Annotated in this window: 14 protein-coding genes; 8 read left to right on the top strand and 6 right to left on the bottom strand. The window is 62.3% G+C overall.

The features are described from left to right. The first annotated feature begins 126 nt into the window (after positions 1-126). On the top strand, positions 127-606 hold the full coding sequence (locus tag ACZ5M5_RS26710) for a LabA-like NYN domain-containing protein (protein WP_053182045.1): 480 nt from the start codon (positions 127-129) through the stop codon (positions 604-606). A 21-nt stretch (positions 607-627) separates the two neighbouring features. Beyond that, positions 628-1,239: a 3'-5' exonuclease gene (locus ACZ5M5_RS26705; protein WP_057451857.1), complete on the top strand. Its 612-nt coding sequence runs from the start codon at positions 628-630 to the stop codon at positions 1,237-1,239. A 118-nt stretch (positions 1,240-1,357) separates the two neighbouring features. Here ACZ5M5_RS26705 and ACZ5M5_RS26700 read toward each other — a convergent pair whose 3' ends face one another. Next, positions 1,358-1,810 carry an Lrp/AsnC family transcriptional regulator gene (locus ACZ5M5_RS26700; protein WP_014340343.1) on the bottom strand — a complete coding sequence of 151 codons (453 nt, stop codon included), beginning with the start codon at positions 1,808-1,810 and terminating at the stop codon, positions 1,358-1,360. A 161-nt stretch (positions 1,811-1,971) separates the two neighbouring features. On the opposite strand from ACZ5M5_RS26700, the gene yedA reads away from it, so the two are divergent. Both yedA and ACZ5M5_RS26690 read left to right on the top strand, forming a co-directional pair. Beyond that, positions 1,972-2,874 carry a drug/metabolite exporter YedA gene (gene yedA / locus ACZ5M5_RS26695; RefSeq protein ID WP_060740508.1) on the top strand — a complete coding sequence of 301 codons (903 nt, stop codon included), beginning with the start codon at positions 1,972-1,974 and terminating at the stop codon, positions 2,872-2,874. Positions 2,875-2,932: 58 nt separating this feature from the next. Beyond that, positions 2,933-4,270 (top strand): DEAD/DEAH box helicase, encoded by a 1,338-nt coding sequence (locus ACZ5M5_RS26690; RefSeq protein ID WP_060740509.1) that lies wholly within the window; start codon positions 2,933-2,935, stop codon positions 4,268-4,270. Between the two features lie 124 nt (positions 4,271-4,394). On the opposite strand, the gene ACZ5M5_RS26685 is transcribed toward ACZ5M5_RS26690, so the two are convergent. Beyond that, on the bottom strand, positions 4,395-5,636 hold the full coding sequence (locus ACZ5M5_RS26685; RefSeq protein ID WP_464738199.1) for a TIGR03862 family flavoprotein: 1,242 nt from the start codon (positions 5,634-5,636) through the stop codon (positions 4,395-4,397). Positions 5,637-5,917: 281 nt separating this feature from the next. Further along, positions 5,918-6,838: a histone deacetylase family protein gene (locus tag ACZ5M5_RS26680; protein ID WP_092258409.1), complete on the bottom strand. Its 921-nt coding sequence runs from the start codon at positions 6,836-6,838 to the stop codon at positions 5,918-5,920. A 73-nt stretch (positions 6,839-6,911) separates the two neighbouring features. Between ACZ5M5_RS26680 and ACZ5M5_RS26675 the strand changes: the two genes are divergently transcribed. The 3 genes from ACZ5M5_RS26675 to ACZ5M5_RS26665 all read left to right on the top strand — a co-directional run bounded on the left by ACZ5M5_RS26675 (position 6,912) and on the right by ACZ5M5_RS26665 (position 9,046). Beyond that, positions 6,912-7,481, top strand: coding sequence for a GNAT family N-acetyltransferase (locus ACZ5M5_RS26675; RefSeq protein WP_072411436.1), 570 nt, complete (start codon positions 6,912-6,914; stop codon positions 7,479-7,481). A 105-nt stretch (positions 7,482-7,586) separates the two neighbouring features. Further along, positions 7,587-8,456: an acyl-CoA thioesterase II gene (gene tesB, locus ACZ5M5_RS26670; RefSeq protein ID WP_060740513.1), complete on the top strand. Its 870-nt coding sequence runs from the start codon at positions 7,587-7,589 to the stop codon at positions 8,454-8,456. Beyond that, the gene (locus tag ACZ5M5_RS26665; RefSeq protein WP_103310987.1) at positions 8,453-9,046 is read left to right on the top strand and encodes an HAD family hydrolase; all 594 of its coding nucleotides are present in this window, start codon (positions 8,453-8,455) and stop codon (positions 9,044-9,046) included. Before tesB ends, ACZ5M5_RS26665 begins: the two co-directional genes overlap by 4 nt. 126 nt (positions 9,047-9,172) lie before the next feature. Here the strand turns inward: ACZ5M5_RS26665 and ACZ5M5_RS26660 are convergent, their stop codons facing one another. Both ACZ5M5_RS26660 and ypfJ read right to left on the bottom strand, forming a co-directional pair. After that, positions 9,173-10,120: an alpha/beta hydrolase gene (locus ACZ5M5_RS26660; RefSeq protein WP_464738198.1), complete on the bottom strand. Its 948-nt coding sequence runs from the start codon at positions 10,118-10,120 to the stop codon at positions 9,173-9,175. Continuing rightward, complete coding sequence (gene ypfJ, locus ACZ5M5_RS26655) at positions 10,121-11,005, bottom strand: KPN_02809 family neutral zinc metallopeptidase (RefSeq protein ID WP_060740516.1); 885 nt, start codon at positions 11,003-11,005, stop codon at positions 10,121-10,123. Between the two features lie 252 nt (positions 11,006-11,257). On the opposite strand from ypfJ, the gene ACZ5M5_RS26650 reads away from it, so the two are divergent. Further along, the gene (locus tag ACZ5M5_RS26650; RefSeq protein WP_060740517.1) at positions 11,258-12,136 is read left to right on the top strand and encodes a DMT family transporter; all 879 of its coding nucleotides are present in this window, start codon (positions 11,258-11,260) and stop codon (positions 12,134-12,136) included. A gap of 177 nt (positions 12,137-12,313) precedes the next feature. Here the strand turns inward: ACZ5M5_RS26650 and ACZ5M5_RS26645 are convergent, their stop codons facing one another. After that, entirely contained in the window at positions 12,314-13,651 is a 1,338-nt protein-coding gene (locus ACZ5M5_RS26645; RefSeq protein WP_060740518.1) for an MFS transporter, read from the bottom strand. Between the last annotated feature and the right edge of the window lie 92 nt (positions 13,652-13,743).

Raw genomic sequence — 13,743 nt, 5'->3', positions numbered from 1 at the left:
TGCCATTCGTCCGGGGCGCCCTGGCGCCTCGGGTCGATTATTCGCGGAACAATCCTTCTGGCTGGCATACTGGGCGACTTTTCGGCCCTGGTGGGCTGCGTACGTGTGCATCCAAGAGGAAACGCGGTGAAAAAAATTGCAGTGTTCGCCGATGTCCAGAACCTCTACTACACCGTGCGCCAGGCTTACGGTTGCCATTTCAACTACGCCGCGCTGTGGGCCGATGTCAGCAAACAGGGGCAGATCGTCGAGGCCTATGCCTATGCGATCGATCGCGGTGACAGCAAGCAGCAGCAATTCCAGCAGATCCTGCGCAACCTGGGTTTCGTCGTGAAGCTCAAGCCCTACATCCAGCGCAGCGACGGCTCGGCCAAGGGCGACTGGGACGTGGGCATCACGCTGGACATCATGGACGCCGCCGACCATGTCGATGAAGTGGTGCTGGCCTCCGGCGATGGCGATTTCGACATGTTGCTCGAACGCATCATCCAGAAGCACGGTGTGCAAGCCGTGGCCTATGGCGTGCCGGGGTTGACCGCCAACTCGCTGATCCGCGCCGCCAGTCGCTATGTGCCCATCGAAGGCGCGTTGTTGCTCAAGAATTGATTTTCACGGAGTTCAAAAGGTTTGGAACGCATCGCAGTCATCGACTTTGAAACCACCGGGATCACCCCGAGCAGCAGTTGCCGGGCCACTGAAATCGCAGTGGTGATGCTCGAGCAAGGCCGGATCGTCGACCGCTACCAGAGCCTGATGAATGCCGGTGTGCGCGTCCCTGCGTTTATCGAGCAACTGACCGGCATCAGCAACGCCATGCTGCGCAGCGCACCCTCGGCGGAAAAGGTCATGAACGAGGTCAACGAGTTCGTCGGCATCACGCCACTGCTGGCCCACAACGCCGCGTTCGACCAGAAGTTCTGGGATTTCGAGCTGGGACGTATCAAACGCACCCGCTTGCAGAATTTTGCCTGCTCACTGTTGCTGGCCCGGCGCCTGATGCCGGCGGCGCCGAACCACAAGCTCGGCACGCTCAATGCGTTCGCCGGCTTGCCCCACACCGGCCAGGCTCACCGGGCCATGGCCGACGCCGAAATGGCCGCCAACCTCACCGCGCACCTGGCTTCGCAACTGCGGCAAAAGCATGGGTTGCGGGAGTTGTCCCATGATTTGCTGTGCAGTTTGCAGAAAGTGCCGGCGGCGAAGATCAACGAGCATCTCAAGCGCCATCGCGGGTTCTAAACACACCGCTGGGACAACTGTGGGAGCGAGCTCGCTCGCGATAGCGTCGGATCAGTCAGCCGCTTTGTGACTGACACTCCGCCATCGCGAGCAAGCTCGCTCCCACAGTTGATCAGTGTTATTTCCCATTGCCTTCCAACTGCCCCAACGGCACGCGCTTTTCAATGGCGCTGGACAGCACGATCGACGTCTTGCTGAAACCGAACTTGGCAATGCGGTTGATCAGCTCTTCCAGCTCGGGCATCGAGCCAACCGCCGCTTGCATGATCACGCACGGATCCCCGGTGACCCGGTGGCATTCGGTCAGTTGTGGGATCTTGCACAGTTCGTCGTAGGTCTTCTGGTTGCCGTGCTGGTTCATTCGCAGTTCGATGACGCACTGCACCGGCAGGCCGATCTTCGCCATGTCGACTTTGGCTTGATAACCGGTGATGACACCGCTGGCTTCCAGTTTGCTGACTCGTTCAGCCACGGCGGGGGCTGACAGGTTCACTTTGCGGGCCAGTTCGGCGTAGGACGCACGACCGTTGTCCAACAGAGCACTGAGCAACATGCGGTCGTATTTATCCACGGTTTGGCTTCCTGTCGGTGCGACTTTCGAAAGCGCGATTTATAGCGCTGATCGCCGTGTTTTGAAAAGTGTATGGCCTGGATAAACAGGTTTTGTAGCTTAATTTCCGTCTATCGCCTTTCTAGAATAGCGTCTCTCATTGTCCTGACTTCGAGCTGAACATGCCTGGCCCACGCCGTTTCCCCTTGCCATTGATCGCTGCTTTCTTTGCCTTGTACGTCATCTGGGGTTCGACCTACTTGGTGATTCGCATCGGTGTAGAGCATTGGCCGCCGCTGTTGCTGGCCGGGATTCGTTTTGTGTTGGCCGGTTCGCTGATGTACGGCTTCCTGCGCTGGCGCGGGGCGCCGGCGCCGACCTGGGCGCAATGGAAAGCCGGGGCCATCATTGGCGTGCTGTTGCTCAGTTTCGGTAACGGTGCGGTCAGTGTGGCCGAGCACACGGGCGTGGCGTCCGGGGTTGCGGCGTTGGCGGTGGCGACGGTGCCTTTATTTACCCTGCTGTGCGGATATTTCTGGGGCGCGCGTAATACCCGTCTGGAATGGGCGGGGATTGTGCTGGGGTTGATCGGCATCGCCATGCTCAACCTCGGTTCCAATCTGCAATCCAGCCCGTTGGGGGCGACCTTGCTGGTGTTCGCGGCGGCCTCCTGGGCTTTCGGCTCGGTGCTCAGCAAACACCTGCCGCTGCCGGCCGGGGCAATGGCCAGCGCCGTGGAGATGCTGGTGGGCGGTGTGGTGCTGTTGATCGGCAGCGTGGCCAGCGGTGAACACCTGGACAGCATGCCGCCGCTGGAAGGCTGGTTCGCGCTGGCGTACCTGACCTTCTTCGGTTCGATCATCGCCTTCAACGCCTACATGTACCTGCTCAAGCATGTGCGTCCGGCGGCGGCCACCAGCTATGCCTACGTCAACCCGGCCGTGGCGGTGTTGCTGGGCATCGTATTCGCCGGTGAGACCATCGGCATCGAGGAGGCCTTGGCGATGTTGGTGATCATCAGTGCGGTGGTGTTGATCGGTTTGCCGCAGTGGCGCAAACCCAAGCCTGCGCCGGCCGTCTCCTGATTTAGGGTAAACTGCCGCGCATTGCACACCTTGCGCTGATTTTTCCTACGGTATTTCCATGACTTTCGCCACCCTTGGCCTGATCGAACCCTTGCTGCGCGCCCTCGAGACGCTCGGCTACCAGACCCCGACTCCGGTTCAGGCCCAAGCCATGCCGGCAGTGCTCGCCGGTCGCGACCTGATGGCCGCGGCCCAGACCGGTACCGGCAAGACCGCCGGCTTTGCGGTGCCGTTGTTGCAGTTGCTGACCACCGAAGGGCCGAAGGTCGCGGCCAATTCGGTGCGGGCGCTGATCCTGGTGCCGACCCGTGAATTGGCTGAGCAGGTCCATGAAAGCGTGCGTCAGTACGCGCAAAACCTGCCGTTGAGCACCTACGCGGTGTACGGCGGTGTCAGCATCAACCCGCAGATGATGAAGCTGCGCAAAGGCGTCGACCTGCTGGTCGCCACGCCGGGGCGCTTGCTCGATCTGTTCCGCCAGAATGCGCTGAAGTTCAATCAACTGCAGACGTTGGTGTTGGACGAAGCCGACCGCATGCTCGACCTGGGTTTCTCAGAGGAACTGGCGAATATCTACAAGGCCCTGCCGAAGAAACGCCAGACCCTGTTGTTCTCGGCGACCTTTTCCGATGCGATCCGCTTGCTGGCCGGGCAGATGCTCAATGATCCGCTAAGCATTGAAGTGAGCCCGCGCAACGTGGCTGCCAACACCGTCAAGCAATGGGTGGTGACGGTGGACAAGAAGCGCAAGCCGGAATTGTTCGTGCACCTGATGCGCAAGCACAAGTGGAAACAGGTACTGGTATTCGCCAAGACCCGCAACGGCGTCGATGCGCTGGTGGAGAAGCTCCAGGGCCTGGGCGTCAACGCCGACGGTATCCACGGTGACAAGCCCCAGGCCACCCGCCAACGTGCGCTGGACCGCTTCAAGGCCAGCGAGGTGCAGATCCTGGTCGCCACCGACGTCGCCGCCCGTGGCTTGGACATCGAGGATTTGCCGTTGGTGGTGAACTTCGACCTGCCGATCGTGGCCGAGGACTACATCCATCGCATCGGCCGTACCGGCCGGGCGGGCGCTACAGGGCAGGCAATTTCCCTGGTCTGCGCCGATGAAGTGAATTTGCTGTCAGCCATCGAGATGTTGACCCGTCAGACGTTGCCTCGCCAGATGGAACAAGACTTCGAGCCTGAGCACCGCGTGCCGGACACCGATGCCAGCGGCCAGGTGATCAAGAAGCCGAAAAAGCCGAAGAAACCGAAAACCTCCGGTGGTGGCGGCAAGCGCAACCTGGGCAAGTGGGTGGACAGTGGCGACGCTGCGCCGGTGGAGCCTTCGGTCAAGCCTGTGCGCAAAGTGCCGGTGTTCAATACCGGGCCGCGTAAGCGTAAGCCTTGATGGCCTGTCAGGTCTGATAAACCGCTATCGCGAGCAAGCTCGCTCCCACAGTTGATCGGGTTCTGTCAGAAGGATTGCGGTAAATGTGGGCGCGAGCTTGCTCGCGATAGGCGCGCCTTGGTCTTCAACCCTGGCGCTGTAGCCACTCCAGCATTCCCAACCCCGCTGTCCGGCCACTGGCAAAGCATGCCGTGAGCAGGTAGCCGCCGGTCGGCGCTTCCCAGTCGAGCATTTCCCCGGCGCAGAAAACCCCGGGCACTTGCTTGAGCATCAGGCGTTCATCCAGGGCTTCGAACGTCACGCCACCGGCGCTGCTGATGGCTTCGTCCAAGGGGCGGGGCTTCACCAGGGTGACCGGCAAGGTCTTGATGGCCTGGGCCAGCCGCGCCGGGTCGGTGAAACGCTCGGCCGGCGTGAGCTCGCGTAACAGCGCCGCCTTGACGCCGTCGATCCCCAACTGGCTGTGCAAGTGCTTGGCCATCGAGCGTGAGCCCCGTGGCTTGTTCAGGGCCTGGAGGATTTTATCCACAGGCCGGCCCGGCAACAGGTCCAGATGAATGGTCGCGCTGCCGTATTGGTTGATGGCTTCGCGAATCGTTGCCGACAGGGCATAGACCAGGCTGCCTTCGAGGCCGGTGGCGGTGAGCACGCATTCGCCGAGGCGCGGTACATCGTCGTTCAGGCCCATGGCGATGTTCTTGAGTGGGGCCCCGGCGAATTTGCTGATCATCAGGTCGCTCCAGGCTTCTACCTCGAACCCGCAGTTGCTGGGTTGCAGTGGCGCCAGGGCTACGCCGCGTTGTTCCAGCGGTAGCATCCAGGCGCCGTCGGAGCCCAGGCGCGACCAACTGCCGCCGCCCAACGCCAGCAAGGTGGCCTTGGGGTGCAGGGTTTTGTCGCCTTCCGGGGAGGCGATGCGCAAGCTGCCATCCGGGTTCCAGCCGAGCCAGCGATGACGTGTGTGGATCACCACGCCAGCATCGCGCAGGCGCTTGAGCCAGGCGCGCAACAGCGGGGCGGCCTTCATGTCGGTAGGAAATACCCGCCCGGAGCTGCCGACAAAGGTGTCGATGCCCAGCCCGTGAATCCATGTGCATAACTCATCCGCCCCGAATGCCCGCAACAGCGGCGCGAGGTTTGGCGCGCGTTCGGCGTAGCGGGACAGGAAAGCCGGAAAGGCTTCGGAGTGGGTGATGTTCATGCCGCCCACGCCGGCCAGCAGGAATTTCCTGCCCACCGATGGCATGCCGTCGTACAGGTCGACTCGCAGGCCGGCCTGGCTCAACACCTCGGCCGCCATCAGGCCAGCGGGGCCGCCGCCGATGATGGCGATGTCTGAGGGGGAGGGCTTGGCGGTCGAGGTCATGATTTGAACTGTGGGGGCTGGGGTAGGCGGGGCATTCTACCAGCACAGATCCCGGTGGGAGCGAGCTTGCTCGCGATAGCGGTGTGTCGGCGACATTGATGTAGCTGACCCTCTGCTATCGCGAGCAAGCTCGCTCCCACAACTGGGTCGGTAGGTGTTGTTGAGAACTCTGATCAAAAAACAGCCAAGCCCCTGCAAGCTATAGGCAACATAGCCTGTAGGCCGTTTCGCTCAGGTTATCCACAGGCCGCTCCACAGGCATTGTGGGTAAAGCCCAGGTTTCAGTGACAACCTGATGACGTCCAGACCCTTTGTGCGCTGTGGTGCAGGATCCCGTGGCGGCGAGCCAGGGCCTGGCGGTCCTTGCTGTAGCCACCGCCGATCACGCCGACCACCGGGATGTCGCGGCCCAGGCAATGGCGCATGACGCTCTCGTCCCGGGCGGCGAGGCCTTCGTCGGTCAGTTTCAGGTAACCGAGGGCGTCGTCCTTGTGTACGTCGACGCCGGCGTCATACAGCACCAGATCCGGCTGGTAGAGCGGCAGCAGGTAGTTGAGCGCGTCGTCCACCACCTTCAGGTAGGCGGCGTCCTCCATGCCCATCGGCAGGGGAATGTCCCAATCGCTGTGCGCCTTGCGTGCGGGAAAATTCTTTTCGCAGTGCAAGGAAACTGTCACGGCGTCCGGGGTGTCATGGAGTATTCGGGCGGTGCCGTCGCCCTGATGCACATCGCAATCGAAAATCAGCACCCGTGAAACCCGACCGCTGGCCAGGAAATAACGGCTGATCACCGCCAGGTCGTTGAAAATGCAGAACCCGGCCGGGTGGTCGTAGTGGGCGTGATGGGTGCCGCCGGCCAAGTGACAGGCCAGTCCGTGTTCAAGGGCTTGTTCGGCGGCCAGCAGCGAACCGCCCACGGCGCGCACCGTTCGGCGGGCCAGGGCCTCGCTCCAGGGCAGGCCAAGTCGCCGTTGGTCTTCGCGGGACAACTCGCCGCCCATGTAGCGTTCGATATAGGCACGGTCGTGGGCCAGGGCGAGGATATCCGGCGGACACAGCGCCGGACGCAACAGGTCCGCGTCGCGAGTCAGGCCGCTGTCCACCAGGTGATCGCGCAGCAGGCGAAACTTGTCCATGGGGAAACGGTGTTCCGCCGGGAATTCGGGGCTGTAGTCTTCGTGATAGATCAGCGGCAGTGGCATGGTGTTTTCAGTAGTGATTGAGTGACGGATCCTACCAGCGATGTAGACTCTGGAGCATGGAAAGGGAGTGAAGATGGAGCCGATACTGGAACTGGAAAGCGCACGGTTGCTCTTGCGGCAGTGGCGCGATGATGACTTGCCGGAATTTGCCGCCATGTGCGCCGACCCGCAGGTGATGCGTTATTTCCCTGAGCGCCTGAGCCGCCTGGAAAGCGCCGCCCTGATCGGCCGCGTGCGGGGGCATTTCGCCGAGCATGGTTTTGGTTTGTGGGCGCTGGAACGCAAGGACACCGGAGACTTCATCGGCTTTACCGGGCTCGGTGTGGTCGGGTTCGACGCGCCGTTCACGCCGGCCATCGAAATCGGCTGGCGCCTGGCCCGGGAGCACTGGGGCCTGGGGTATGCCAGCGAAGCGGCGTGGACCGCCCTGCGTTGTGCCTTCGACCAGTTGACGCTGGACGAAGTGGTGGCGTTCACCGCCGTCGATAACCTGCCCTCGCAAAAGGTCATGCAGGCCATTGGCATGCAGCACGACCCGGCGGACGACTTCGAGCACCCGACACTCGCCGTCGGTCATCCATTGCGTCACCATGTGCTCTATCGCATCAATCGTGAGCAGTGGTTGCAGACCCTGCACGGTTAGCCGACACGGACGTTTACAATGCCCGCCCAAATGGCCCGGGCCAACAATCGATCCACCGCCGCAGCGTAGACTGCGCGGTCATTGCGCTGTGTGAGGAAAGTCTGAATGAGCCACGTGTTGGAAGATCTGGTCGACCTGCTGACCCTGGAACCGATCGAAGAGAACCTGTTTCGCGGTCGCAGCCAGGATCTGGGCTTTCGCCAATTGTTCGGCGGCCAGGTGCTGGGCCAGTCGTTGTCGGCGGCCAGCCAGACCGTGGAAGAGGCGCGCCATGTGCATTCGATGCACGGTTATTTCCTGCGTCCGGGCGATGCCGCGCTGCCGGTGGTCTACCAGGTGGACCGGGTGCGCGACGGGGGCAGCTTCAGCACCCGGCGGGTGACGGCGATCCAGAAGGGCAACCCGATTTTTACCTGCAGTGCGTCATTCCAGTACGACGAAGAGGGCTTTGAACACCAGAGCACCATGCCCCAGGTGGTGGGGCCGGAAAACCTGCCTTCAGAACTGGAACTGACCCAGCAGCGGGCGCACCTGCTGCCCGAGCACATGCGCGAAAAACTGCTGTGCCCCAAGCCGATCGAGGTGCGCCCGGTCACCGAAAAAGACCCTTACAACCCACAACCGGCCGACCCGGTGAAATACGTGTGGTTCCGTGCCGATGGCGCCCTGGCGGACTCGCCGGCCTTGCACAAATACCTGCTGGCCTACGCGTCGGACTTCGGCCTGCTGACCACTTCGCTGCTGCCCCATGGCAAATCGGTGTGGCACAAGGATATGCAGGTCGCCAGTCTCGATCACGCCTTGTGGTTCCATGCCGACCTGCGCGCCGATGACTGGTTGCTCTACGCCATGGACAGCCCGTGGGCCGGCAATTCCCGTGGATTCTCCCGGGGCAGCGTGTTCAACCGCGCCGGGCAACTGGTGGCCTCGGTTACCCAGGAAGGCCTGATTCGCCACCGCAAGGACTGGGCATGAGCCTGTCCGAGGTTCGTCACTGGGTGTTCGACATGGATGGCACGCTGACCATCGCCGTGCATGACTTCGCGGCAATCCGCGTGGCCCTGGCGATTCCCGCCGAAGATGACATCCTCACTCATCTGGCAGGGTTGCCCGCCGAGGAAGCGGCGGCCAAGCATGCCTGGTTGCTGGAACACGAACGGGACCTGGCGCTGGGTTCCAAGCCTGCTCCTGGCGCGGTCGAGTTGGTGCGAGAACTGGCCGGGCGCGGCGATCGCCTGGGGATCCTGACCCGCAACGCCCGCGAATTGGCCCACGTGACCTTGGAGGCCATTGGCCTGGCGGACTGTTTCGCCGTGGAGGATGTGCTGGGCCGCGACGAGGCACCGCCCAAGCCGCATCCCGGTGGCCTGCTGAAACTGGCCGAGGCCTGGAACGTGGCGCCGGACACGCTGGTGATGGTGGGTGACTACCGCTTCGATCTGGACTGTGGCCGGGCAGCGGGTGCGCGGACGGTGTTGGTGAACCTGCCGGACAATCCATGGCCGGAGCTGACGGACTGGCATGCGCGCGATTGTGTTGAGTTGCGGCGGATGCTTTTGGCTTGAGATTAATATTGGCTGGCTAGCCGCTATCGCGAGCAAGCTCGCTCCCACAGTGGATATGCGGCGAATGCAGAAAACTTTGTGGGAGCGAGCTTGCTCGCGATGAAGCCCGTCCAACCGATACAAAACTCACTGCCCAAACAACACCTTCAACCCCTCAGGCGAAGTCAGCATCCCATTGCCGTTATGCCCAACCCCCGGCACTTCGATCAGCCGCTGGTTCAGCCCCACGGGATGACGCCGGGTCAGGTAGTCGAAAAAGAAATGCCCGCGCAGTAACCGGTACGCGCCCTGGGTTTGCGCTTCACAGCCCTTGTCCAGCGCCGGATGCTCCGGGTCGACGTCCTGCTGCCCGAGCAGATAAACGATGTCGCGTTTGACGTAGTTCTCCTCCAGGCGGGCGGGCGTCTGTCCGGCGGCATAGGCGGGCAGGTCCTGCAGGCCGTATTTCCAGCGATTGAAACCAGGGCAACTGGCGGAGTCGAATGCCATGGGCCGTTGCCCATCGAAATAGGCATAGGACGACGGGTTGGCGATGACAAAACGCGGTTTGATCCGGTATTGGTCGTGGGCGAGCAGGGCATAGCGCTGCACCACCTGGGCGCCGCCGGAGTGGCCGGCGATGACGATCTCCTTCACTTCGGGAAACTGCTGCCGGTCACTGACCCGCGCAAGGATGTCATCGAGCACTTGGAAGGAACTGACCGGATTCGGCCCTGTGGATAAACCACCGGCCATCCAGTCGTTGCCGTGCCAGCGCAAAAGGTCGTTGGGCAATTGATGCCGGGCCACGTCCTGTTCGTTGAGAAACTGCGGGGCGATGATCAGGGTCGTGGCCAATTGACCCGCCTGCTCGGCGGCTTTTTCGGCGCTGTGCAGGTAGGTCTCGGCATTGCGCAGCCGACCATGGAGGATGATCAGCACGCGCTGGATGGACGCCGGGGGCGGGCTGACGGCGACGGTCATGGCGCCGCCCTTGAGTTGCAGGCGCCCTTGGGCGACCACGTTGACGCCGTGTTCCTCGGCCTGGGCAACGGCGCAGCACAGCACCAGCCCGATCAACGCGCGCCATTTCATCTACAGGTTTTTCGCCGCGAACGTGTCGCACTGGCTGACCTGGCCCTGGGCGAAGCCGGTCTTGAACCAGCGCACCCGCTGCGCCGAAGTACCGTGGGTGAAGGAGTCCGGCACTACGCGGCCCTGGCCTTGTTGCTGCAAGCGGTCATCGCCGATGGCGTTGGCGGCGGTCAAGGCCTCCTCGATGTCCCCCGGCTCCAACCAGTTCAGGCGTTTTTGCGCATGGTTGGCCCAGACGCCGGCCAGGCAGTCGGCCTGCAACTCCTGGCGTACCAACAAGCCGCCGTCGCCTTCCATCTGCCGGCCTTGCTGGCGGGCTTCCTGGATCTTCGCCGATACACCCAGCAGCGTTTGCACGTGGTGGCCGACTTCGTGGGCAATGACGTAGGCCTGGGCGAAATCGCCAGCGGCGGCGAAGCGTTGGGACATTTCCTTGAAGAAGCTCATGTCCAGGTAGACCTGGCGGTCCGCCGGGCAATAGAACGGACCGGTCGCCGAGGAGGCCAGGCCGCAGGCCGAGTTGACTCGACCGCTGAACAACACCAGTTTGGGTTGCTGGTACTGGCGTCCGGCCTGTTGGAAAACCTGGCCCCAGGTGTCTTCGGTATCGCCGAGGATCGAGCGCACGAACTCGGCCTGTTCATCGTTGGCCGGTGGCGCCTGGCGGGTTTGTGAAGTGGCAGGCGCGGACTGGTCCATCTGTCCGGCCAGTTGCCCGAGAATCTGCATCGGGTCCTGGCCAGTGATCCAGCCAATGCCGACGATCAGGAGAATGGCGGTCAGGCTCAATCCCTTGCCGCCACCGAAACGCATTCCGCCACCGCCCCCACCGTCACCACGGGCGTCCACCACGTTGTCACTGCGGCGACCTTTTTTCCATAACATGTGGGAAGTCCTCTGAATGACCCTGCTAAAAATGACTGCTGTGGCGGTGAGTCTAGCTTTTAGGCGCCCAAGGTGCGCGCCGCGCTTGAGCTGTCAGGCAACGGACACGGGTTTTGGTTCAGCGGTGAGCCAATCCTGCCTGGCTGCGGAATTTTCATTACACTTCGGATTCAGAACTTATCGCTATGCTCGCTGGCCCAATAACTGCAACGTGCGTCACGGCCCCTACATCAAGCAACGCAGGTTTCCCTCATGACCGTCAGCACACCGCTCTCCGGCGTCAATCAGGCTTTCAAGGGCATCGTGCTTATTCTGGTCGCAACGTTCCTGTTCTCCAGTCATGACGCTTTAGCAAAATATCTCTCGGGTTTCTATCCGATCGTCATGGTGGTGTGGGCCCGCTATGTGGTGCACACATTGCTGATGGCGGGTATTTTCCTGCCCCGTTCTGGGTTGCGTGTCCTGCGTACCAAGCGCCCTTTATGGCAACTGGCCCGGGCTTTGTGCCTGCTGGGCACCAGTCTGTTTTTCACCACCGCGTTGATGTTCATTCCACTGGCGGAGGCGACGGCGGTCAACTTTCTCGCGCCCGTGCTGGTGACCGCGTTGTCGGTGCCGTTGCTGGGGGAGCACGTGACGCGCGGTCAATGGATCGCGGTGATCTTCGGTTTTATCGGGGTGTTGATCATTGTCCATCCCGGTGGCGATCTGTTCACCCCGGCGGTGTTGTTGCCCTTCTGTTCGGCGTTGTTTTTCTGTTTCTACCAACTGCTCACGCGCAAGCTCAGCGAGATCGACAGCCCGACCACCAGTAATTTCTTTGCTGGCCTGTGCAACACCTTGGTGATGAGCGCGCTGGTGCCGTTCTTCTGGCAAGTGCCGAGCCTGTGGCATGGGGTGATGATGCTGGCGCTGGGTGCCTGTGGGATGACGGCGCACCTGATGCTGACCCAAGCCTTCCGCTTTGCCGCCCCGGCGCTGCTCGCGCCGTTCGGGTATTGCCAGATCGTGTTTGCCGGCCTGCTGGGCTGGCTGTTCTTCAGCCATACGCCGACGCTGACCACCGTGGTGGGCATCGCCCTGATCTGCTTGAGTGGGTTGGCGGCGGCGTGGCAGCAGCGGCGGGTTTAGCACGGATTGTGGAGGGATCGATTGTGGGAGCAAGGCTTGCCCGCGATGAGGGCGATGCGGTCCTTGATGAACCGAGGCGCCTGTATCGCGGGCAAGCCTTGCTCCCACAGTAGAGAGTCATTCCCACAGCAGTGGCTTGGCTCCCACCGTTGGATGAATGATCCGGGCTGACTGGAATCAGTTTTCCAGGGTCGGCACCTTGCGCGGCGCCATGAAGTACAGCCAGGTCAGGGCAATGAAGTACATCGCCGGAATCAGAGTGAACAGCACGGTGTAGTTGTTGTTGGTGATCGTGAGGATGTGGCCCACCAACTGGGTCATGAACATCCCGCCGATGGCCGCGCACATGCCGCCAAAGCCGAACACCGTACTCATCATGTGCTTGGGCGTGTAGTCCATCACCAGGCTCCAGATGTTGGCGGTCCAGGCCTGGTGCGCGCCGATGGCCAGGGAAATGGCGAACACTGCCATCCACAGGTTGCTTGCGCCGGCGGCCATGATCACGCCGATGATGCAGCAGGCGAACAGCAGCATGGACACCAGCCGCGCCTTGATCGGATTGAGGCCGCGACCGATCAGGAACGAAGACAGGATCCCGCCGCCCACGCTGCCGAAGTCGGCGGTGAGGTAGATGATGATCAGCGGGATGCCCATCTGGGTCACGTTGATGCCCAGGTTGTATTGCTGGTTCAGGAACGGCGGCAACCAATAGAGATAGAACCAGAACACCGGCGCGGTGATCGAGTAGGCCAGGGCGAATGCCCAGGTGCCGCGCATGCGCAGGATGCGTGAGAACGGTACGCGGACCTGGTCCGGTTCATCCTGGGCCTGGATGTAGTCCAGCTCCGACTGTTTGACGGTGGGGTGGTCTTCGGGGTTGAAGTATTTCAGGCCCCAGAACAGCAACCAGATCCCGCCCAGGGCGGCCATGCACAGGAACGCGGCCTGCCAGCCCCACACGTGCAGGACCAGCGGCAGCAGCATCGGGGTGAACATCGCGCCAACGTTGGTCCCGGCGTTGAAAATGCCGGTGGCCACGGCCCGTTCGCCCGCCGGGAACCACAGCCGGGTGGTCTTCACGCAGGCCGGGTAGTTGGCGGCTTCGGTGAGGCCGAGGATGAAGCGGCAGACCATGAAGCCCACCGCCGACGTCGCCAGGCCATGGGCGCCGGTCGCCAGGCTCCAGAGCAGCACGGCACAGAAGAACACACGCTTGACGCCGATCCGGTCGATCAGCCGCCCCTGCAACACGAAGCCGACGGCATAACCGACCTGGAACCAGAAGTTGATGTTGGCGTAATCCATCGCCGTCCAGCTCATTTCCTTGGCCAGGATCGGCTGCATGACGCCGAGGGCGGCGCGGTCGATGTAGTTCAGGGTGGTGGCGAAAAACACCAGGGCGAGCATGCCCCAACGGGTCTTGCCCACGGCCATGGCGCCGCGGATCTTGTCACCGACGCTGCCGGTGGAGGCCCCCAGGCCAGGGGCCAGGCGGGAACTTTGGGAAGGAATCATAGCGTGTACCCGTTTTTGAAATTCTTATGGTCGGTCTGGGTCTGTCCATCGACGTCGGCGATCAGGGCTTGCGTCGATGTGGGGAGCGATGG

It is taken from the genome of Pseudomonas sp. Van50, assembly GCF_055390755.1.
The sequence above is the reverse complement of the archived record's forward strand: the minus strand, read 5'-3'. Positions and strand labels throughout refer to the sequence as shown.

Excerpts from the sequence above, each read along its gene's own strand:
- ACZ5M5_RS26645 (WP_060740518.1), bottom strand. The coding sequence starts at position 13,651 with ATGATTCCTTCCCAAAGTTCCCGCCTGGCCCCTGGCCTGGGGGCCTCC.
- ypfJ (WP_060740516.1), bottom strand. The coding sequence starts at position 11,005 with ATGTTATGGAAAAAAGGTCGCCGCAGTGACAACGTGGTGGACGCCCGT.
- ACZ5M5_RS26685 (WP_464738199.1), bottom strand. The coding sequence starts at position 5,636 with ATGACCTCGACCGCCAAGCCCTCCCCCTCAGACATCGCCATCATCGGC.
- ACZ5M5_RS26690 (WP_060740509.1), top strand. The coding sequence starts at position 2,933 with ATGACTTTCGCCACCCTTGGCCTGATCGAACCCTTGCTGCGCGCCCTC.
- tesB (WP_060740513.1), top strand. The coding sequence starts at position 7,587 with ATGAGCCACGTGTTGGAAGATCTGGTCGACCTGCTGACCCTGGAACCG.
- ACZ5M5_RS26680 (WP_092258409.1), bottom strand. The coding sequence starts at position 6,838 with ATGCCACTGCCGCTGATCTATCACGAAGACTACAGCCCCGAATTCCCG.
- yedA (WP_060740508.1), top strand. The coding sequence starts at position 1,972 with ATGCCTGGCCCACGCCGTTTCCCCTTGCCATTGATCGCTGCTTTCTTT.
- ACZ5M5_RS26665 (WP_103310987.1), top strand. The coding sequence starts at position 8,453 with ATGAGCCTGTCCGAGGTTCGTCACTGGGTGTTCGACATGGATGGCACG.
- ACZ5M5_RS26650 (WP_060740517.1), top strand. The coding sequence starts at position 11,258 with ATGACCGTCAGCACACCGCTCTCCGGCGTCAATCAGGCTTTCAAGGGC.
- ACZ5M5_RS26660 (WP_464738198.1), bottom strand. The coding sequence starts at position 10,120 with ATGAAATGGCGCGCGTTGATCGGGCTGGTGCTGTGCTGCGCCGTTGCC.
- ACZ5M5_RS26675 (WP_072411436.1), top strand. The coding sequence starts at position 6,912 with ATGGAGCCGATACTGGAACTGGAAAGCGCACGGTTGCTCTTGCGGCAG.